Source organism: Aerosakkonema funiforme FACHB-1375 (assembly GCF_014696265.1).
Taxonomy (GTDB): domain Bacteria; phylum Cyanobacteriota; class Cyanobacteriia; order Cyanobacteriales; family Aerosakkonemataceae; genus Aerosakkonema; species Aerosakkonema funiforme_A.
This window is the reverse complement of sequence record NZ_JACJPW010000041.1, coordinates 37066-54809: the sequence shown is the minus strand read 5'-3', so window position 1 is coordinate 54809 and position 17744 is coordinate 37066. Positions and strand designations below refer to the sequence as shown.

Sequence of the window (17744 nt, the reverse complement as noted above, 5' to 3'; positions counted from 1 at the left end):
TCATTAGTTTCACGGAAACCTATCTGTAATAGGAAATCCGTGACAGATTCGTACATTTAAGAGCAAGCTAGTGATGCTTGTTGGAACTAAACGCAAGGACGGCGATCCACCGCCCGAATTGCAAGGCTGTTTCACATGAATGGCATAGCGCGTGAGTAACTTTTTTATTTTAACTGAAATCTTGCACTTGCGCTTTATGAAAGTGGCCCAAAATAAAAAGTGTCAGTTAAAGGATCGATAGCAAAACGTATTCTTTCCAGAAAACCAGCTAACCCGATAAACGAGGGAAAATTGCCCCAATATTCTTCTACATCCGGCACGAAAACGGTAGCCTCTTGAGTTAGGCTTTCTCCTTCTTGCGCTCGAAATGTTATACTCATACGTGCAATACTTCCATCAAGTCTCATTCCTCGAATTAGCAATCTTCCCCTATCTAAAGCAGATGCTTGAGTAAAACCTACTAACCTAGCAACTCGCGGTGCAACCACCACATAAGGCGCACCTGTATCGACGATCGCTTCTGTGGCGTAACCTTCTATTTCTGCTCTCAGAATAATCCGATTTGTGGTTTCACCTTCGGTAGCTGGACGGTAAAAATATGGAATAGCACCCGATGCAAAAGTATCGCCATCACGAGAAAGCAATATCATCAATAAACCACTGTGAAAAATACACTTTTCATGTTTTCTTCTCCTACCCGATCGATTAGTTCATCAGCAGAAGCCGCATCAGCAATCAATTTGCCTTCGCGGAGTGCTACCCATCGTCCGCGATAGTCAAACCGATGCTGCATTACCCAATCTTGATGAATGCGTGCGTAGAGATCGGGGGGCAATTTATGGAATGTGGTTTTTGGGGGAGCTAGAATACGAGCGTATTTCTGGATTTCTTGATGGTCTGGGTAATGTTCGATCGCCTCTATTGATATTTTAGTTGCGATGTGAAGACCGCCTTGACCCAAGGCTTCGTTCATTGCTTGAATGTAATTTTCTGGCGATCGCTCAATGGTATCCATATTATTAGTGGGGGAGGGCGAAGCATTCGGATATAAAATTTTGGGTTTTACGTGATAAATTGTCGCCCGAATGCTTCTCCCCTACAAATTTTCTATTTCGATTAATTGAAAGAAAAAATAATGCGCTACTGCCATCAGGTTGCCCCTTCGTAAACATCTCAGGACTAGACCGATCAACTCAAGCGTAGTGCAGGTAGTATCGCTCATTAGTTTCGCGGAAACCAAACCGTAATAGCGATACTACCTGACACTACGCACAGTAAAGAGCGGGCTAGTGATGCGCGATCGAACTAAACGCAAGGACAGCGATCCACTGCCCGGATTGCAAGGCTGTTGGGCCTTCTGGCGTAGCGCGTTAACAAATTACCTGCTTTGACGGAGGTGCTGAGTTCGCAGTGCCAAAATGTGTTCGCATGGGCCTTTGAACAGCTTATTTTGGAAATGCCAATTGCAGGTACATTCTGCATTTATGATACGACTATCCGAGTCGATCGTCAAAGAGGGAGTGTAAGTTTTTTCCTTATCTTTAACATTGCCTTGCAAAATCAACACATTCGACGGATCGCCAGTACAGGAAGTCACCCGCACCGCATTTTGACTCAAGAAGCGAGATGCCTTTTCTTCACGTTCGTTAGCAAAACGTAACTTATCCATCGGTAACGGTTCCCGACTCAATTCCCGCACCCGATACACTTGCTTATTTAAGTCAAAAATAGCACGCCCCGCTTGCGTGTAAGCACTGAGAGCGCTGAGAACGACAGAACGATCGACATTTAGGCGATTGGCGATCGAATCAGGCGTTTGTAACCAATCCCGCTTCAGCATCTCGAAAATAGAGAGTTTTGTGAGGTTGTCTACCTCTGTGCGGGATGTCATCAGGTCAAAATTGCCCGATCGCGACCAGTCGTTAGCAGTCCATCCCGACAATCCCAAGGTGAAAGACATATCGCCCAAATCGGCGACGTAGAAGGAAGGCATACCCGTACCGAGTAGGTGGACGGTAAACTTTTTAGCAACGGCGATGAGACGTTCCAGGATGAGGAGGCGGCGGCGTCCCCAAACGCGGATGACTTGTTCTGAGGTTCCCGTGTAGGGCGATCGCGGACAAACTACCTCGATATTCCACGGTTCAAAAATCACCCGCACTGGTTCCCCTGGTTTTAAATGATACCGCATACTGCGCGGGCCTTGCTTTTCCTTGTGGCGGCGCAAAACCAAACACATATTGTGGATATCCATCGGGTGCAAATCGAATCGGGTCGCCGGTAAAGACATTGCGGAACTTACTTGTAAAAATCCTCTGACCCAGCTATCCGGTAAATCGATTTTGACTTCTTTGAAAGCTTCTTCGTTAGTAGTTTGAACTTCAAAACCTGACGGATCTACTTCTAATTTGGTAGTCTTGTAACTGCGGATTTTCTGAAATTCGTTATACAAGTCGTGGGAATAATCGATGTTAGTTGTACCGCAGGCGAATTCGTCGATATTTTTGAATACTTCGTAACTCGCACCCAGGCGTCCGTAACTGGATTCATCGACGCTGAAGCACTCAAAAAATATCTCATCTGGATGAACTGTGATAACTGGATCGAATAAGAAATACAGGTCTAATTGCTTTTGAAAAACATAGTTGCGAAATTTATCTCTGGCATCGTAATATGGTTTGAGACGCTGGTAACTGTTGTTATTAAGTTCTTTGAGTTCCTCTTGCAGTTGCTTCATACGACTAGCAACTTCTTGTTTTTGGACAGCTACTAATTGCCAGTCTATCTGCATCTGTTTCGCCGCCCATTCTTTGTAAGCGGTTTTGTCTTTTGGTTTAAACCGCAAGTCGGAAACGACGACATCGTGTAAGGCGCTGATAGCTTCGCGAAAAGCAATGTTTTGGCGCAGTTCGCCGATGAAAAAAGTGGGTTCGCGCTTGGTGTCCGGGGAGAAGGACATTTGAGTGCGATCGCCCCTGTCAATTACGGCGGTATTTCCTTTGTAGGCGTAGTTTACTTCCATAGTTTGTTATTCCTCGATCGTTATAGCTAGGGCGTCGGGACTAGGGGAAGAAGAATCTAGAAATCTTGAGTTTGGTGGAATTAAGAACTTTCATTACACCTTAGCGTTTGCTATATTTTAAGCAATCTGAAGCAACTTTCCAAATGTTTGAGGTTCTGGCAGAGGTTTACCGTCTTCTAATGACGATTCTACTAGAAGTTCTAGCACTTCTTGGGCATTTTCCAGCGCTTCTTCGTATGTATCTCCGTGTGTGTGGCAGAATTCTCCCCATTCAGGAAGACTGACGATATAACATTTATCTTCATCTGACCATTGAATTATTATGGTATAGTGATATTTCATTCTTCTTCCTCCTGTTGTCCTTGAATTTGCTGTACTCTCTCAAGCGCATTGTTTACGTCTTTTTCCTGGTACGGTTTAGCATCATTGCTATCATTGCCTGATAGAGTAATAGGTATGGGTAGAAGCGGATGATACCATTTTGTATGACTGCCCTTTCCAGAACGGTAAGTAAATCCTGCTTTTAGTAACAAGTTTTTCAATTCTCTAATTTTTTTAGGCATGGGTGCGATCGCTACGCGCTAACATCAACCTCTCTCTTCCTCCCCCTCTCCGCAGCGGAGAGGGGGTCGGGGGGTGAGGTTTTCTATCTTCTAATTTCCGAAATCGGTTTTACCTGAATCGGTAAGTCAAGATGGGGATAGGTTTTTTTGATTTTCACCATACTTTGAATTGCTGTCGCTTTATCGCCAATTGCCATTGTTACTGATTGTCGGGTGAGTATTTCGGCGACGACTCGCGCTGCTTCCTCTGTTTTTTGCGCTTCTTTATCCAAAAAGGCAAAGATGCGCTGTTTGGCGACGCGACTTTTATTTACACGCGACAGTACAGTTATAAAGTATGGTGTCAACTCTTGCAATCGTTCGGGATTGTTAACTGCGTAGTTTTCCAGATAATTGGTGGCAAACATCTGCATATCTGTTGTGGGATGTTCGCTGAATTTCAGCAGATATTCTTGTCCGTAGGATTCATTGAAGTAACGAATGACTAAATTTCTGCCAAAAGTGCGGACATCTTCGCGCACACTATCGCAAAGACTAACTAAAACGTTGGGTGTCAAATCATCGGCGGTGAAGAATGTATTGAATAGTCTAAATCCAAATTCCCGCGAGTCCTCCCACTTGCACTCGACTATTCGCACTGCGGATAACATTTCCTGTTCGTTTCCGCGCAGGCGATTGAGATTGTGCAAAAACATTTCTCGCGCCGCTTCTCGCACAGACAATATTTCGTTATCCGCCAGTCTAACTATCTCTATTGTCTCAAAATCATTTGCCCATTTATCGCGATTTGCACTCAGCACATAACCGGCTAATTCCTGAGTCGCGGAAGATTTGGCTTTCAGCAATCTCAAGGCTGTATCTTTGGTAACACCAGTCATCCATCCAGGTAAGTCTTCTTTCAGCAAGCGAACGATCGCAACCCGAATTTCCTCTTTTGCTTCCGACCCCATTAACATATCGATCGTCGCTGTTGCCAATCTCGCGGCGAAGTCCGGGTAATCTGCGGAAAGTCGTCGCACTACCGGACGAATCGCATTGCGTATATCTGCTAATTCGTGAGTTAGCATTGTTACCAGCAGCGAGTATTGACTCAGCAAGGTGGGGTCGGGAAGTTGACCGAAAATTCGGATACCTACTCCGCGTACAGATTCGTAGGGAGAATTCATCAAAGAATCGATTAATCCCGGCGGCAAATCGGCGGCGGCGATTTCGTGATTTAATAGAATGCGAGCGCCAAATTCTTGAATTTCTACCTGCGGATGTTCTAGCAAATCGTGAATAACTGACATACCCAAGGTGCGTAGCTGAGGAGTGAAGCAAGTTAGTAAAGTTTCGGCTATGTCTTTTACTTTTTCGCCGATGTTGTCTTGGTAAACTGGGTTGATATCCGATTTGGGAGATAAGGCTAAGATTTCGGTGATGATTCGCGCAATTAGCAGTTTTGCTGCATTTTCCGTAATGACTGAAGAACTCAGGAGTCGGCGTGCGAATTGGCGAGTGTCGGGGTAGTCGCTGGTAACTAAATCTGCGATAAAATTGATATCGGAAAGATAGCGATCGCGTCCTTCTTCAATCCAGCGATAAGCCTCTGCACGCACTTCACCAACTATACAATTTACCACAGCCGTAACCAACTCGCGCTGAGGTTCGGCAGAATTATATAAGTTACGCGCAATCTCAAACCCAAACCTTACCGTCACTTCATAAAGTTTGTTCAGCAATTTAATAGCAGTATCCAGATCTATTTCCGCGCAAAACTGCGGACACGCACCCAATGCTTTGACTGCAAAATGATGCACCGGACGACAGCTACTTGACAAAAGCAAATGCAAAAGTTCTGCTGGTTGTTGTTCCCAAAGTTGCGGAAAAGCTTCTTCCCTGACATCAGGTTCTGGATTTCCCGGTTTGTAGGAATTTCGACAGCGCCACGCTTTTGAATTTTCCTTTAATTCGTAGCGCGGACTATTTTCATAGAGGATGTGGTTAAATGTTAGATAGGCAGCGTAGGCATCCCAATCGCTGTGGGAAGCTACGCGAGTCCAGTTATTAGTGCGATCGTATCGATAAAAAGCTGTCTGCTTGGCTGGTTGAGCATCTGCATTTGAATATTGTAACAAGACACTAACAGCCATTTTAACATAGTTAGAATCGCCTTCTTCACCCAACTGTCGAAGCGTTTGCCAAGTGCGCCGCCGCAAATATTCCTGTGTCTTGTCATTGTAAGCAATCCTGCAATTAGGACGCTTCAGTTCCGCTTCGATTTGATTTCCCAAACTTTCATATTGTCTTGTTTGAGGATTGTATCTACTAGCGTTACTACTTATGTAAGTTCCATCTGGAAGTCTCACCCAATAGCGATTGCTGTGATAATTTGGCTTCTCTTTTTCAAAGCGATATGTCAGGATTCCGAATACTTCTGCATCGTGGCGATATTCAGCCATCTTAAAGATGTGGCGAATTCGCTGGAAGGTGTTAGGCAAAAATCTGACATTCTGCAAAATTTCCAATAAAACTGGACGCACATACTCGTTATCGATTTGGTAGATAATATCGAGTACGACAAAACGCTGGTAATCTTGGCTGTAAAGTGCGGTAACTTGTTGGTTAGTACGATATTCCAAATACCCGCGCAACACATTTGCGAATTCTTCTGCCGTGCCATTTTTAGCTAGTTCGCGCAATTCAGACGGCAATTCTGCTATTTTCTCAGCACGCATTCTTGCTTTTGTCGCTGCATCGGCAAATTTAAATAAAGCTTCCCACGCGATGCGACGAACAAAGTCAGGTTTGTTAATATCCTCATAAATTCGTTGAAGGGTTGGTGTAACTTCCACATTGCCGCACCAACCCAAAGCCCAAACTATGCAATAATCTCTGAGGGGGTCGCCAGTACCGAGAAGTTGGAGAAGTAAAGGTGTAGCTTCAGGGATTTTCAGTTCGCCTGCACGCCAGATTGCTCTTTCTAAAGGCCATTTGTGTGGATTTCGATCGGCTAAACGGTTTAAAATAGCCTGGTTGCGTGCATCTGGATTTTTCTGGCGAACTGCTTTTGGTGCAGTAGTTTCACTTGCAGGCGCAATACTGACATCCCGATAGCCTTTGTTAACCTTTTCTGCAACTAATTTGTCGAAGATTTTCTGTGCTTGGGCCAATGGCACCGCTTGTTCGGTTTTGACGCCTTCCTTGAGATTAGCACCTCGGCGTCCGTAACGAAAGTTGACCGTATATCGGTTTTCTCCAACTTGGCACAAATCGACTTCGTACACTTTATCGGAACTTCCTTCCTGATAGTGGAGGGTTGTTCGTTTGATTAGCTGCATGGTAGTTACCGCCTGCAAATTGCGATCGCAAGTTTCGTTTCTTTATTTTTACATATTTTGAGGAAGCAGAGCCTCTAGAAACATTAATTCTTTCTAATCAGAATCTTGTTGATAGTGAGCGAGGATTTTCTCGGCTTGACTTTCGAGAATTCTTCTGCGTTCGGCTATTGGTAATTTTAAGAAAGCAAGACGTTGTTCTAAGAAAAGATTTCCATCTTCAACAGAATCAGGATTTGCTTCTGGAACTAGAATAACTACTTCGACAGTTTCTCCAACGGAAAGGCTGGGAGATTGAATTTCAATTCTGTTTCCTGGCAAAACTTTTGCCGTTATGTATAAAGTTGATTTCACGACTTCAATTTACCCTTATCGTTCGTCTAGCGTGCCGGAGATTCATTTACATAGGTTTCTCTGGTTCCCAGGTTCTGCCTGGAAACCAGAGAAACTAGAAAACCTGTCGATCGCTCCTCGTGGCGATCGCTCTATTGTTATACTGGCAACAAGTCTGTCTTTAACTGGCTGCCAAACTTTCGACGCTAAGTGGAACCAATTCTCCGTGGCGCGTGAGTCCCAATAACATAGGCTCTTGCGGTCGGATAAACTGACCTGTGAGGACGCAACGTTCTTCCCGTTCTGCTGTCGCTGGAATGCTTGCCCGAATGTCAGACCTCGAAAACTGTGGTTTAAAGGCACCGGATTTCTGCTGGACGTAATTCCACAGGATTTCTCGAATAAGGGCTTGATAGCCTTGGTTGCCAGCCAGTTCTTTGAGTCTATCCTTTAAGTCTCGCTCTAAGCGTATGCTGGTTACGTCCATATCAGTGGTTGCAGTCCGAGTTAAGGCGTGCATGATTTTTCTCCTAAATGGGTGGACAAATCTATAATACAAGTGTAGTATTTAAAAAGTAAGATTTTCAGATAACAGCCTTCAACAATTACAACAGTGAAACTCCAACAGTCCCTATCCACTCTAATGCCCCTCACCCTACGCTTCGGCGGCGGGACAAGCGCCATGAGGCGCTTGGGCGGGGCTATTGGCGTGGATTGCCTGTTTAGGAGTATTTATGGATTAGGAGAACAAATAAAAGAGAGAGAAGACGATTATACGATCGCCAATCATCAACCTAATCCAGGTGCAGATTCAAGCAAACGAAGCGGGGGGTACAGACGAATAGCTGTACCTATATAGAACAAGAAGAACCCAAAGCCTTCTAACCCCCGCTTCCTACCAAACAGAAGCGGGGGTTCTTGTATAAGGAGTGAAGTCGTGACCACAACATCGCAACCTCATAGGCGTAATCCAACAGATGTACTAACGCAGTCGGTAGTCGTGTTCTCAAAGAACTACCTGCCGATGAGTCGAGTCAATATTAAGCGAGCAATTGTCTTGCTGGTAACAGGTAAGGCGGAACCGCTCGATCGTATAGAAGATAACTTTTGGCAAGTGCGATCGCCTTCTTTGGTGTTCGACGTGCCAAAACAAATCCGTCTGACCTTAGCCGGCAACGAACGTCTCTGGAAGGTTCCCCCGGTGAACCGGCGAGAAGTTCTGCGGCGCGACCACTATACCTGCCAATACTGCGGTAGCACCAAAAACCTGACCTTGGATCACGTAATTCCCCGGTCAAAAGGCGGAAAACACACCTGGGATAACGTAGTTACTGCCTGCGATCGGTGTAATGCTCGTAAGGGCGATCGCACTCCGGTACAAGCTGGAATGCCACTCCGTACCCAACCGAAAGCACCGATGCACCCAGTTGTCACTTTTGCTGAACAGTTCTGGCGCGAACAACAGCAACAAAACTTGGAATAGCGGGAGAAACCCGACAACACCATGCTGAAACTCACTTACACCGAAAATGGCTTTCAATTAGAGCGTCTGGCTCAATTCCTTGAAGATTGGGTCACGGCACGAGTGATTCTGTCGCTGCGAGCTGGTTGGCATATTTGCGTCGAACCTAGCACAGCTTCGTTTCTGCTGCCTGCCGATTTACCTGGAGTCGATCGTTTGGAAATCGAGGCGCAGCGCGAAGACTCCGAAATCATCTCTGTCTGTGCTTGCGATGCAGAATATGTCGAAATCGGTTTGCGCGGCAATTGGGTTTCGGCAGGTACGGAGAAAGATGAAGGCGTGTTCGTGGTCACCTTGAGCGATCGAACTGAGTTCTTCTTGTTCAAACTCTGGCAAGAATCGCAAATCGCCGCCTCTTGCGTGAGTGAATAAAATCTCTTGTGGGGTGGGCATCTTGCCCGCCCTTTTTGTTGTTTAATTTTATGTATATTTTCCGGATCGTGACTTCAAGTATTAGTATGTCATAAAGTATTTTATCACCATTTAACTTAAATATAAAAATGAAATCTATGGATTCGTCTTTTGAATCATTCCCATCAGCCCTCATGCCAATTTACCGAAATGAGCAGTCCAACCAACCTATTCAGCTATATCAAGGCGAGTTAGAAATTACTCAACAAAAAACCGTGATTAAAGGGAACGGTAGCGTATTTTTTGAATGGCTTCCTTCTCCAAAGGTTAAATTTGATTTTTTACCCTATACTGAATCACCATTAGAATTAGAGCTAGAACAAGCGAATTTAAAATTATCAGATAGCACTTTGACAAAAGTTTCTATTTGTTCTGAAGATATTTCTGAAGATATTCTTAGTTCTCGTTTTTCTGGCATACCCAAAAAAGGAATTATATTAGGTGACGGACAAGATTTATCTTATGTTATCTTTCATTTGACTAATTTTCACCCCTTTCTTGGAAGCTGTATATCAGCAAAAAGCTTAGGAGTAAAGCATATATACACAGGTAGATTACAGATGGAAGCATATGGATGGACTGTCACTATCGACAGCCTTCCAAACATAGACGACATCATCAAAACTATTAAATCTCAAAGAGGCTATGCTATAACCCATGTAGGAAAGCTAGAACGTGCCGACAAATCAGCTTTTCCGTCAGATGATGCTAATAAATTTTTGGAAGGCTTATCTTACTTCTTATCATTTTCCAGAGGCTTCTGGATTGCTCCACTTCTGCAAGTTGGTCATAACATAAAAGACGAAAAGGTTTGGGAAAAATGGAAGTCTTATAAATTATCACCTTGGCGGAAGGATATCGAATCTTGGTTTTCTGATGATGCAAATGGTGAAAATATTAGTAGAGCTTTTCCCGGCTTCTGGCATTGCTGGAATAATGATACCTGGAAGGAGCCTATAAGGTTAGCGATTCACTGGTACATGGAAAGCAATGCTCAAGCAGGAGCAATACAAGGTTCTATTGTTTTACAACAAGCTGCCTTTGAACTTCTTTCTTGGGTTCTTCTTGTAGAAGATAGAAAAATTATCAGTCCAGGTAGTTTTAATGAACGAAAAGTAAGCGCAGCAGAGAAGCTAAGAAAGCTTTTTTCAGAAATCGGTATTCCATCGAAAATTCCTGAAAATTTTCAGGAATTAGGTGAATTTTCCAAAGAAGAAGGCTTAAATTGGGAAGATGGCCCACACGCTTTAACAGAAATACGTAACAGTATTGTTCATGCTGGTCATCCGAAAAAGCGCAATAAAATTTCCAAACTCCCATCGTTAGGAAAATCTCAGGCTTGGAAACTTGGCCTTTGGTATTTAGAACTTGTGCTACTATATCTCTTTGATTACGAAGGGGACTACTTCAGCCGTGTAACTGAGAAAGAAGAGTCTGTCCCTTGGACTAAAAATAGACTTCAGGCTTAAACTTAATAGTCAAACGTTTGATAGTGACATTAGTTGTGGGATTTTCCTCGATAAAGTAAATCAGCGGCGCACTATCCAATCCCACAACTCGTCCCTCTAGCTGGGTTAACCATTCCATGAGTCTCTTTCCTGATTGACATATTCTTGTGCATCAATCCCTTTCCAGATTTCCTTACCCAACCCGCGCAACTCCATAATGCTACGCTTTGGTTTAGCCGTAACTCGGTGACGAGCTACCGATATCAAGTCGTCTATCAGTTGCAGTTGCTCCTCTGGAGTGAGTTCTCTTGCTTGTTTTAGCACTTTTATATAATTGGACACAGGCTTTCTCCTGTAACTCTCTTGTTCTGAGTTTAATACACAGATATCGACTGATGCTACGAAAACCAATTCCTTGCACCCCTTGCCTATTTTTTCCAAAATGACATCATAGAAGAAGCAAGTGACGATCGAAGACAATGCAGAAACAACTAAAACAAATAGTTGTATCCGATCCAAAGGTAATGATGGGCAAACCGCTCAAACTTTACTTACTCAAACCTACTCACAGGCGGAAAGTGCAGTCATTCGTAGTGGGTCAAGCACCAGAGGGTTAAACGGCAAACCCTTTATTCCTTGGTCTAAGACATCAGGAATTACTTTTCTAGTAATATTAAATGACCCGTTCACATCGGCATTTAATAACCTACCATTAGCTGTTTTATACAATCCTCTAGTTATTCTCTTGCCCTGAAACACGGGTTTTTTTTCCCCATATTTAGGCAGAGCATCCCCATCTAAAGCATTGGATTGAGATGTATAAGATTCTTCTGTTATAATGACTTGAATTCCTTTTAATTGGGCTTTATACGTCAACATTTCGATTAACCGATAATGAGGAATGTTCACAAATTGTTGATTATTCCTCTGGCCTAAGTTAATTGATTGTTTCCAGGTCGGATTATGCCCAATTACGAGCAGATATAAAGCCTATTTGAGAGTGCGAGTTATTCCGGGTAAGCGCGGTATCCCAAGCTACAATGGGCCATATCGAAAACCTGGTGTAGCGGAACAGTCGATCGCTTTTCCCAAAATAAACCCGCCCAGTTTTAACATTGGGCGGGACAGAAGAAGTAGCATCACCATAAACTTATATATGTCTCACAGGACACGACTTATGCACGATCGACGTCTGATTGTATAGTAGTCTGCTACAAAGATTTGTTACTTCTTCGTTTCTGCAAAACACCTGGCATCGGTTAGCCAAAACGCCTTACACTGAGGTACTTAAGAGCGAATCCCTACACGATAGGCGATATGGCGATCGCAACCATCAATCCACATCAAAGTAGCTTCCCTGCTGGGAGTTAACCGGAAATTTTTTCCGTTTTTCTAATTTGGCTTGTAACTGCTTTACTCGGTTTTAAATCTTCCGATCTTTTATCTTCTTGATTAGCCTTTAGCTGGGCTACCTCATCTTTCAGATCCGCCAACTGCAATTTCAGCCAAAGGACTTCAGCCTCAAGTCTATCTATTTCAGCGCGTAAAAAAACTTCTTTGTTAAACAAGGTCTACTCCTACGAAATCTCAAAAAAGGTTTCACTAACAAACTGAGTGATTTTTATCTATCTCAATATCTACCTTCTGGATTAAAAAATAATCTATCTCCAGGTAGATCCTTTTTTAAGATAATTTAAACATTTCTTTATTGAAAATAAATCTTCCCACTTCTGGTACGATGTGAGCCAATTATCAAAAGCAAGAATATTCGATTTAATGAAAATATCTCGCAGTAGTTAGGCGAAATAAATCACCCTATGCTTTGTCTACAGTAAGAAACCCGCCCAATTTTAACATTGAGCGGGTGAGGAACACTTGCATAACCTTTTATCGATCTATTTCTCACCTAACGGCAGGTATGCAGTGTTGTGGGTAAGTAAAGCGCTGGCAACAGCCTAACTAAGAGCTGACAAAACCCTACAGCCAAGGGATGCCATCATCTGCAAAGCCCTTAAATTGAGAGTCTTGCTACTTTTATAATGGTCAGCAGAAGTGTATGCTGAGTAGATTTACTTTAAGCTTGAGGCGTGCGATCGAGACTGTCTTTCACATCCGCCGAAACCGACCCGTACTTACGCGAAACCCCACCGCCACCAATTCCTGTCAGCTTCCAAATACCCCAAATTCGTTTTTGAGTTTTTTTCGGCGGTTGCTGACCGCAAACTTCCTTTGGTGACCAAAAATGATCGTCAAAATCGTAGTAGCTCACTGTTCGTCCTCCAAACTCTTCCATCCTAGAATTGCCACAAGTCAGGAATTTTTCCTACTTTGGGAGTAAAATATCAAAAAGACTATCTGTCTTTCAAACAAGGCGATACATTGACGATTTCCCTTGTTTTAAGCTCCTGTTAATCTTCAGACAGCAATGCGGCAAATCTTACCACAAAAGTACAGCCTTACACTCATTAAGAAAATAAATTGAGCAAATTTAATGCTTTTTGTTTGCCAATACACCATCTGGCAAGCAATCGTCTTCAAAAACTATTAGAATTTCCAGCCCTCACCCTATTAAATTTTCTAATCAGCTTTACGAACAAGCTCTTAAGATTTCAGCCTCAGAATTTATCTTCTTTTAAGGTTTGCCATACCATAATGGTAAAAAAATTTACTGTTAATTAAAAGAGGATTTCTACTGGATTAGGAATTGTATTTTGACAAGACGATCGGTAATATCAACATATTTTCGATCGCGTTCTCAGTATTATCAGCACTATTGGGTAGTCGGTAGGTAGTGCGATCGCTTATTCATTGCCCCACCTCATAGCGCGATCGTCCGCCTCCCCGACACAAGCAAAGACAGATATTGCTCGTGCGATCGCTTCACGCTCTTGTAGTGCTGCCACACACCACTACATATATATGTGTTACAAAAGGCGACTTCCGCCGCTTTATTGGCTGTAAGCATTGCTATGCAACGATTACAGCCAACAGCTACCATTGCTTAACTCCTCCTACAACCCCCCAAAAAAAATTTTTTCCCAAACCCTTGACACTTTTGTAGTACGCTATGTAGTATAAATGTATGGCGAGGGAGAGAGAGCCAAAAGCCTCACCCCAAACCGAACCGAACCTTGAAAACTGAATAATTCACCCATTTCATTGTTTAAGCCAAGAAGTTGACAGTGTAGGTAGAAACTACCTGGCTGTAACGAGTGCGGTTAGCTTGTTTTGTGAAACAGCGATTTAATTTTCACTTTTGATGAAGTCGTTGATTCATACAAAGATAGTCTAATGCCAGCCAAACAAGCTGTTGCCGATGAAAAGCTGCAAAACTACATTAAAACTGTACGCAAGCGTCAGAGGCCAATAGAGTCAAAATACCATAAAGCATTAGGCGATCGAGAGCTAACTTCAGATCGGAGAGGCTCTATCTCTGAAGCTGCTGTTCTATTTCGTCTAACTCTGTACGGTTTTAAAGTGTACGGATCGGTATTCGACGGTGGAACAGCAGATTGGCTCGTTGAGAATCCCACTGGTAAACACCTAAAAATACAGGTTAAGTCCGCTTACATCGACAGACGAGGAATGCCATTCATTCAGCTTCGTTGTAGCGATCGTAAAACTAAGTTTAGGTGCGATCGAGAAGGCGAGTTTGATTTTATAGTTGACTACTGCCTGTTCTCAGATACAGCTTACGTCTTGTCATTTGAGGAAGTTAGAGGTAAAACCTGTCATATTCCTCAAGACCAAGATGAAGAAAGGTGGGATAAATTGTTCGATTAATGGGGCTGTAGCTCAGTTGCGTAGAGCGTCACTCTGTCACAGTGAAGGATCGCGGGTTCGAGTCCCGTCAGCCTCGCTTAAATAGTCCCGTAGGCGAATTGGTTCAAGCCGTCTGCCCCTCAAGCAGAAGATTGCGAGTTCAAACCTCGTCGGGACTACCAAACGGTCAGGTCGCCAAGTTGGTAAGGCGTCGGTCTGCAAAACCGACTAGCGTGGGTTCAAGTCCCACTCTGACCTTGGTGTGAAATAGCAGTGTAGCTTAATGGCAAAGTCCCAAGCTCATACCTTGGTTGATGCGGGTTCAAGTCCCGCCGCTGCTACCAAATGCAGGGATGGTGTAACAGGCAACAGCTCGATCTCCAAAATCGATATTCTAGGTTCAAATCCTAGTCCCTGCGTTCTACTGCGTGACCTTATAGAAGAAGCTTACAAACTTGGTATCCAATCTTCGGATTGGAGTAGGTTCGATTCCTACAGCCTCCACCAACTTGGGGGCTGAAAAACAAGCCTCTCCAACTTGCACGAAGTAGATTTTTCCTTTGGCCCCATCGTCTAGAGGCTTAGGACAACCGGCTTTCGATCGGACAACACGGGTTCAAATCCCGTTGGGGCTTTTTTTTCGGGTTGGCTCACCTATTGGCGTAGGTAGCTGTCTGTAAAACAGTAGCTTAAAGCGTTGCAAGTTCAAATCTTGCCCGACCCATTGTGGAGAGGTGGCCGAGTGGCTTAAGGCGCTTTCCTGCTAAGAAAGAGCGGTGTAACAACCGTCGAGGGTTCAAATCCCTCCTTCTCCGCCTTGAGAGCGTGGTGTAACTGGATAACATCTCAGTCTACGAAACTGAAGAATTTTGGGGGTTCAAATCCCTACGCTCTCGTTTCCCCCGGTAGCTCAGTTGGTACTACCTGATACTAAAGAGTTTCAAATCGGTAATGTTGCCAACAAAAGTTGGGAAGTGATACAGCGAGAGCTAGAAAAATGGTAACCGTTCAGAGGGGGACAAAATCTCTGAAACTGTTGTCTAGCAAGGCTTGTGGAATAGGAGGTATGAAAATTATTTTCTAATAATTATTCAAATTCGCGTAAGTTGAAAGTTTTTTAGCCAACTCAAACACTACATCTAGCGTTCGACAATAATATGAACGCTAAATATACCCCCTGAACGGTTACGAAAAATGTGAATTGTTATGTGCTTGCTGTCATCGAATTGAACACAGTAAACACGATCGATCACTTATCGATCAAGCTGCAAAATACAAAGGTCGTCTTTTGGGAGGATAGCTGAGTTGGTTCTAGCGCTTGCTTGAAGAGCAAGAGACGTAGGTTCAATTCCTACTCTTCCCATTCCCTCAGCTTCTAAGAATAAGAGGTCGTCAGTTCTATACTTACCTGGGGGGGTTCGTTGTCCTGTAGCTCAGTGGTAGTAGCAGTCGCCTGTTAAGCGAAGGGTCGTAGGTTCAATCCCTACCAGGACAGCCATTTATTTATTGCCGGGTGGACGAAAGGCAAAGTCGCATGGCCCTGACCCATGAGATTGCAGGTTCGAGACCTGCCCCGGCAGCCACTTATTGCCCTGTGGTGTAACTGGCAACATCTCCCGCTTTGAACGGGAAGAGTCCTGGTTCAAGCCCAGGCAGGGCAGCCAAATTTTGCTCCTGTAGCCCAACTGGAAGAGGCCGCTACCTCAAAAGTAGTGTGTTGTGTCAGTTCAAATCTGACCAGGAGTACCAAAGTTCGCTCTTGTGGCGCAATTGGTAGACGCGGCAAACTTAAAATTTGTTTTTAAATTGTGGGTTCGAGTCCCACCAAGAGCATCAACGGGGTGTAGCGCAGCTTGGTAGCGCGTCTGCTTTGGGAGCAGAATGTCGTAGGTTCAAATCCTGCCACCCCGATTTTACCCCTGTGACGTAACTGGAAACCGTCGCTCGCCCAGAACGAGTGTTTTTTGCAGGTTCGAGTCCTGTCAGGGGGTAAATGCAGTTGCCAAAAATCTAACTAATTCTTCTCAATATTGGTCATTTTGATAGCCAAATACCAATAATGAGCAATTTTTGGCGAGGGAGTTTTTGAGAAAGCCCTTTTCACAGTATAATCACAACATGAAGCTAGTGGAACGTCATATTATCACAAAAAACCATCCCCTCTGGTCAGAGATTGACCACTTGGCTTTTTTGTCGAAAAACTTGTTTAACCTAGCCAATTATCATTATCGTCAACACTTTTTTCAACACCAGCAGAAATTAAACTTTAATCAACTTTACCACCTTGTCTCACAAACCCCAGACTACAAAGCCTTACCCACCAAAGTGAGTAAGCAAATTATCCGCCGATTAGATACAGCCTGGACAAGTTATTTTCAAGCTGTAAAAACTTGGCATATCCATCCCGAAAAATTTGGAAGTAAACCCCGAATACCGGGATATAAACATAAAACAAGAGGCCGCAATATTCTCCCTTATCCTAACGAGGCTATCTCCAAAAAAGCCTTAAAAAAAGGAATTTGTCACCTGTCGATGAGCGAAATAAAAATTGCCACATCACAAAAGCAAATACAAGAAGCGAGAATTGTGCCAAAAACCAGTTGTTATGTCCTAGAAATAGTTTATGAAAAAAATGAGGAGACAACCAATCATCAACAAATAGCAGGGATAGATTTAGGCGTTAATAACTTAATGGCTGTAACGACAAATCAAACAGGCATCAGACCTATGCTGATTAAAGGCAGACCGCTAAAAGCGATTAACACCTTTTACAATAAAAAACGTTCCGCCTTACAATCCCAGCTAAAACTCAAGCATAATCAAACCCAATCTCACAGATTAAAAAAGCTTACTCATAAGCGCAACTGTCGAGTAGAAAACTATCTACATACAGCCAGCCGAAGAGTCATAGATTGGTGTAGAGAGCATCAAATAGGAATCATCGTAATTGGGCATAATGCGACCTGGAAACAATCAATTAACTTAGGCCAGAGGAATAATCAACAATTTGTGAACATTCCTCATGAGCGGTTAATCGAAATGTTGACCTATAAAGCCCAGTTAAAAGGAATTCAAGTCATCATAACAGAAGAATCATATACATCTCAATCCAATGCTTTAGATGGAGATGCTCTGCCTAAATATGGGGAAAAAAAACCCGTGTTTCAGGGGCATAGAGTAGCGAGAGGATTGTATAAAACAGCCAATGGTAGGTTATTAAATGCCGATGTGAATGGGTCATTTAATATTACCAGAAAAGTAATTCCTGATGTCTTAGACCAAGGAATAAAGGGTTTGCCGTTTAACCCTGTGGTGCTTGACCCACTACGAATGACTGCACTTTCCGCCTGTGAGTAGGTTTGAGTA

Annotated in this window: 18 protein-coding genes, 17 tRNA genes and 2 pseudogenes; 23 read left to right on the top strand and 14 right to left on the bottom strand. The window is 43.5% G+C overall.

The window, feature by feature from the left end; all coding sequences use genetic code 11:
* Positions 1-194: 194 nt before the first annotated feature.
* From H6G03_RS38095 to H6G03_RS17160, 8 genes are all read right to left on the bottom strand, one after another.
* Positions 195-650 carry a pepsin/retropepsin-like aspartic protease family protein gene (locus H6G03_RS38095; RefSeq protein ID WP_242060416.1) on the bottom strand — a complete coding sequence of 152 codons (456 nt, stop codon included), beginning with the start codon at positions 648-650 and terminating at the stop codon, positions 195-197.
* Positions 650-1015 (bottom strand): hypothetical protein, encoded by a 366-nt coding sequence (locus H6G03_RS17190; RefSeq protein WP_190465760.1) that lies wholly within the window; start codon positions 1013-1015, stop codon positions 650-652. The genes H6G03_RS38095 and H6G03_RS17190 overlap by 1 nt, the downstream gene beginning before the upstream one ends.
* Before the next feature lie 363 nt (positions 1016-1378).
* The gene (locus H6G03_RS17185; RefSeq protein ID WP_190465758.1) at positions 1379-3022 is read right to left on the bottom strand and encodes an SWIM zinc finger family protein; all 1644 of its coding nucleotides are present in this window, start codon (positions 3020-3022) and stop codon (positions 1379-1381) included.
* Between the two features lie 117 nt (positions 3023-3139).
* A complete protein-coding gene (locus H6G03_RS17180; protein ID WP_190465756.1) occupies positions 3140-3364 on the bottom strand; it encodes a type II toxin-antitoxin system HicB family antitoxin in 225 nt (74 codons plus the stop codon).
* Positions 3361-3585: a type II toxin-antitoxin system HicA family toxin gene (locus tag H6G03_RS17175; protein ID WP_190465755.1), complete on the bottom strand. Its 225-nt coding sequence runs from the start codon at positions 3583-3585 to the stop codon at positions 3361-3363. The genes H6G03_RS17180 and H6G03_RS17175 overlap by 4 nt, the downstream gene beginning before the upstream one ends.
* Before the next feature lie 83 nt (positions 3586-3668).
* Entirely contained in the window at positions 3669-6905 is a 3237-nt protein-coding gene (locus H6G03_RS17170; protein ID WP_190465753.1) for a HEAT repeat domain-containing protein, read from the bottom strand.
* A 93-nt stretch (positions 6906-6998) separates the two neighbouring features.
* A complete protein-coding gene (locus tag H6G03_RS17165; protein WP_190465750.1) occupies positions 6999-7256 on the bottom strand; it encodes a hypothetical protein in 258 nt (85 codons plus the stop codon).
* 160 nt (positions 7257-7416) lie between these two features.
* A complete protein-coding gene (locus H6G03_RS17160; protein ID WP_190465748.1) occupies positions 7417-7755 on the bottom strand; it encodes a hypothetical protein in 339 nt (112 codons plus the stop codon).
* 93 nt (positions 7756-7848) lie between these two features.
* Between H6G03_RS17160 and H6G03_RS17155 the strand changes: the two genes are divergently transcribed.
* The 4 genes from H6G03_RS17155 to H6G03_RS17140 all read left to right on the top strand — a co-directional run bounded on the left by H6G03_RS17155 (position 7849) and on the right by H6G03_RS17140 (position 10637).
* Entirely contained in the window at positions 7849-8094 is a 246-nt protein-coding gene (locus H6G03_RS17155) for a hypothetical protein (protein ID WP_190465746.1), read from the top strand.
* Between the two features lie 78 nt (positions 8095-8172).
* Positions 8173-8718: an HNH endonuclease gene (locus H6G03_RS17150; protein WP_456057573.1), complete on the top strand. Its 546-nt coding sequence runs from the start codon at positions 8173-8175 to the stop codon at positions 8716-8718.
* 21 nt (positions 8719-8739) lie between these two features.
* On the top strand, positions 8740-9129 hold the full coding sequence (locus H6G03_RS17145) for an alr0857 family protein (protein ID WP_190465744.1): 390 nt from the start codon (positions 8740-8742) through the stop codon (positions 9127-9129).
* A 128-nt stretch (positions 9130-9257) separates the two neighbouring features.
* The gene (locus H6G03_RS17140) at positions 9258-10637 is read left to right on the top strand and encodes a hypothetical protein (RefSeq protein ID WP_190465742.1); all 1380 of its coding nucleotides are present in this window, start codon (positions 9258-9260) and stop codon (positions 10635-10637) included.
* Positions 10638-10677: 40 nt separating this feature from the next.
* Here the strand turns inward: H6G03_RS17140 and H6G03_RS39790 are convergent.
* From H6G03_RS39790 to H6G03_RS17110, 6 genes and pseudogenes are all read right to left on the bottom strand, one after another.
* Positions 10678-10755: pseudogene (locus H6G03_RS39790) on the bottom strand (type II toxin-antitoxin system VapC family toxin); the annotation flags it as partial.
* Positions 10743-10958, bottom strand: coding sequence for a hypothetical protein (locus H6G03_RS17130; protein WP_190465740.1), 216 nt, complete (start codon positions 10956-10958; stop codon positions 10743-10745). The gene H6G03_RS17130 and the pseudogene H6G03_RS39790, both read right to left, overlap by 13 nt.
* A 219-nt stretch (positions 10959-11177) precedes the next feature.
* A pseudogene (locus H6G03_RS17125) lies at positions 11178-11594 on the bottom strand (zinc ribbon domain-containing protein); the annotation flags it as partial.
* 389 nt (positions 11595-11983) lie between these two features.
* Positions 11984-12184 carry a hypothetical protein gene (locus H6G03_RS17120; protein ID WP_190465738.1) on the bottom strand — a complete coding sequence of 67 codons (201 nt, stop codon included), beginning with the start codon at positions 12182-12184 and terminating at the stop codon, positions 11984-11986.
* 506 nt (positions 12185-12690) lie between these two features.
* A complete protein-coding gene (locus H6G03_RS17115) occupies positions 12691-12885 on the bottom strand; it encodes a hypothetical protein (protein ID WP_190465736.1) in 195 nt (64 codons plus the stop codon).
* A gap of 549 nt (positions 12886-13434) precedes the next feature.
* On the bottom strand, positions 13435-13614 hold the full coding sequence (locus H6G03_RS17110; protein ID WP_190465734.1) for a hypothetical protein: 180 nt from the start codon (positions 13612-13614) through the stop codon (positions 13435-13437).
* A gap of 293 nt (positions 13615-13907) precedes the next feature.
* On the opposite strand from H6G03_RS17110, the gene H6G03_RS17105 reads away from it, so the two are divergent.
* The 19 genes from H6G03_RS17105 to H6G03_RS17015 all read left to right on the top strand — a co-directional run bounded on the left by H6G03_RS17105 (position 13908) and on the right by H6G03_RS17015 (position 17735).
* The gene (locus tag H6G03_RS17105) at positions 13908-14399 is read left to right on the top strand and encodes a group I intron-associated PD-(D/E)XK endonuclease (protein WP_190465732.1); all 492 of its coding nucleotides are present in this window, start codon (positions 13908-13910) and stop codon (positions 14397-14399) included.
* Position 14400: 1 nt separating this feature from the next.
* Positions 14401-14475, top strand: a tRNA-Asp gene (locus H6G03_RS17100).
* Between the two features lie 7 nt (positions 14476-14482).
* A tRNA-Glu gene (locus tag H6G03_RS17095) sits at positions 14483-14560 on the top strand.
* Between the two features lie 3 nt (positions 14561-14563).
* Positions 14564-14636, top strand: a tRNA-Cys gene (locus H6G03_RS17090).
* Between the two features lie 11 nt (positions 14637-14647).
* Positions 14648-14722: transfer RNA gene (locus H6G03_RS17085), tRNA-Ile, on the top strand.
* A 3-nt stretch (positions 14723-14725) separates the two neighbouring features.
* Positions 14726-14797 (top strand) — tRNA-Trp (locus H6G03_RS17080).
* A 143-nt stretch (positions 14798-14940) separates the two neighbouring features.
* Positions 14941-15013: transfer RNA gene (locus H6G03_RS17075), tRNA-Glu, on the top strand.
* A gap of 7 nt (positions 15014-15020) precedes the next feature.
* Positions 15021-15102, top strand: a tRNA-Tyr gene (locus H6G03_RS17070).
* Positions 15103-15106: 4 nt separating this feature from the next.
* A tRNA-Ser gene (locus H6G03_RS17065) sits at positions 15107-15193 on the top strand.
* 4 nt (positions 15194-15197) lie between these two features.
* A tRNA-Arg gene (locus H6G03_RS17060) sits at positions 15198-15274 on the top strand.
* A gap of 394 nt (positions 15275-15668) precedes the next feature.
* Positions 15669-15741 (top strand) — tRNA-Phe (locus H6G03_RS17055).
* 59 nt (positions 15742-15800) lie between these two features.
* A tRNA-Asn gene (locus H6G03_RS17050) sits at positions 15801-15876 on the top strand.
* A gap of 9 nt (positions 15877-15885) precedes the next feature.
* Positions 15886-15961, top strand: a tRNA-Gln gene (locus H6G03_RS17045).
* 5 nt (positions 15962-15966) lie between these two features.
* A tRNA-Gln gene (locus H6G03_RS17040) sits at positions 15967-16042 on the top strand.
* A 6-nt stretch (positions 16043-16048) separates the two neighbouring features.
* Positions 16049-16127: transfer RNA gene (locus tag H6G03_RS17035), tRNA-Leu, on the top strand.
* Positions 16128-16133: 6 nt separating this feature from the next.
* Positions 16134-16211 (top strand) — tRNA-Leu (locus tag H6G03_RS17030).
* A gap of 4 nt (positions 16212-16215) precedes the next feature.
* Positions 16216-16289 (top strand) — tRNA-Pro (locus tag H6G03_RS17025).
* 4 nt (positions 16290-16293) lie between these two features.
* Positions 16294-16370: transfer RNA gene (locus H6G03_RS17020), tRNA-Leu, on the top strand.
* 126 nt (positions 16371-16496) lie between these two features.
* Entirely contained in the window at positions 16497-17735 is a 1239-nt protein-coding gene (locus H6G03_RS17015) for an RNA-guided endonuclease InsQ/TnpB family protein (RefSeq protein WP_190465730.1), read from the top strand.
* Positions 17736-17744 lie beyond the last annotated feature (9 nt).

What these genes read in the sequence shown, in the direction of transcription:
- H6G03_RS17145 (WP_190465744.1), top strand. Translation starts at nt 8,740, where the DNA reads ATGCTGAAACTCACTTACACCGAAAATGGCTTTCAATTAGAGCGTCTG.
- H6G03_RS17190 (WP_190465760.1), bottom strand. Translation starts at nt 1,015, where the DNA reads ATGGATACCATTGAGCGATCGCCAGAAAATTACATTCAAGCAATGAAC.
- H6G03_RS38095 (WP_242060416.1), bottom strand. Translation starts at nt 650, where the DNA reads ATGATATTGCTTTCTCGTGATGGCGATACTTTTGCATCGGGTGCTATT.
- H6G03_RS17170 (WP_190465753.1), bottom strand. Translation starts at nt 6,905, where the DNA reads ATGCAGCTAATCAAACGAACAACCCTCCACTATCAGGAAGGAAGTTCC.
- H6G03_RS17175 (WP_190465755.1), bottom strand. Translation starts at nt 3,585, where the DNA reads ATGCCTAAAAAAATTAGAGAATTGAAAAACTTGTTACTAAAAGCAGGA.
- H6G03_RS17140 (WP_190465742.1), top strand. Translation starts at nt 9,258, where the DNA reads ATGAAATCTATGGATTCGTCTTTTGAATCATTCCCATCAGCCCTCATG.
- H6G03_RS17185 (WP_190465758.1), bottom strand. Translation starts at nt 3,022, where the DNA reads ATGGAAGTAAACTACGCCTACAAAGGAAATACCGCCGTAATTGACAGG.
- H6G03_RS17160 (WP_190465748.1), bottom strand. Translation starts at nt 7,755, where the DNA reads ATGCACGCCTTAACTCGGACTGCAACCACTGATATGGACGTAACCAGC.
- H6G03_RS17180 (WP_190465756.1), bottom strand. Translation starts at nt 3,364, where the DNA reads ATGAAATATCACTATACCATAATAATTCAATGGTCAGATGAAGATAAA.
- H6G03_RS17105 (WP_190465732.1), top strand. Translation starts at nt 13,908, where the DNA reads ATGCCAGCCAAACAAGCTGTTGCCGATGAAAAGCTGCAAAACTACATT.
- H6G03_RS17015 (WP_190465730.1), top strand. Translation starts at nt 16,497, where the DNA reads ATGAAGCTAGTGGAACGTCATATTATCACAAAAAACCATCCCCTCTGG.
- H6G03_RS17110 (WP_190465734.1), bottom strand. Translation starts at nt 13,614, where the DNA reads ATGGTAGCTGTTGGCTGTAATCGTTGCATAGCAATGCTTACAGCCAAT.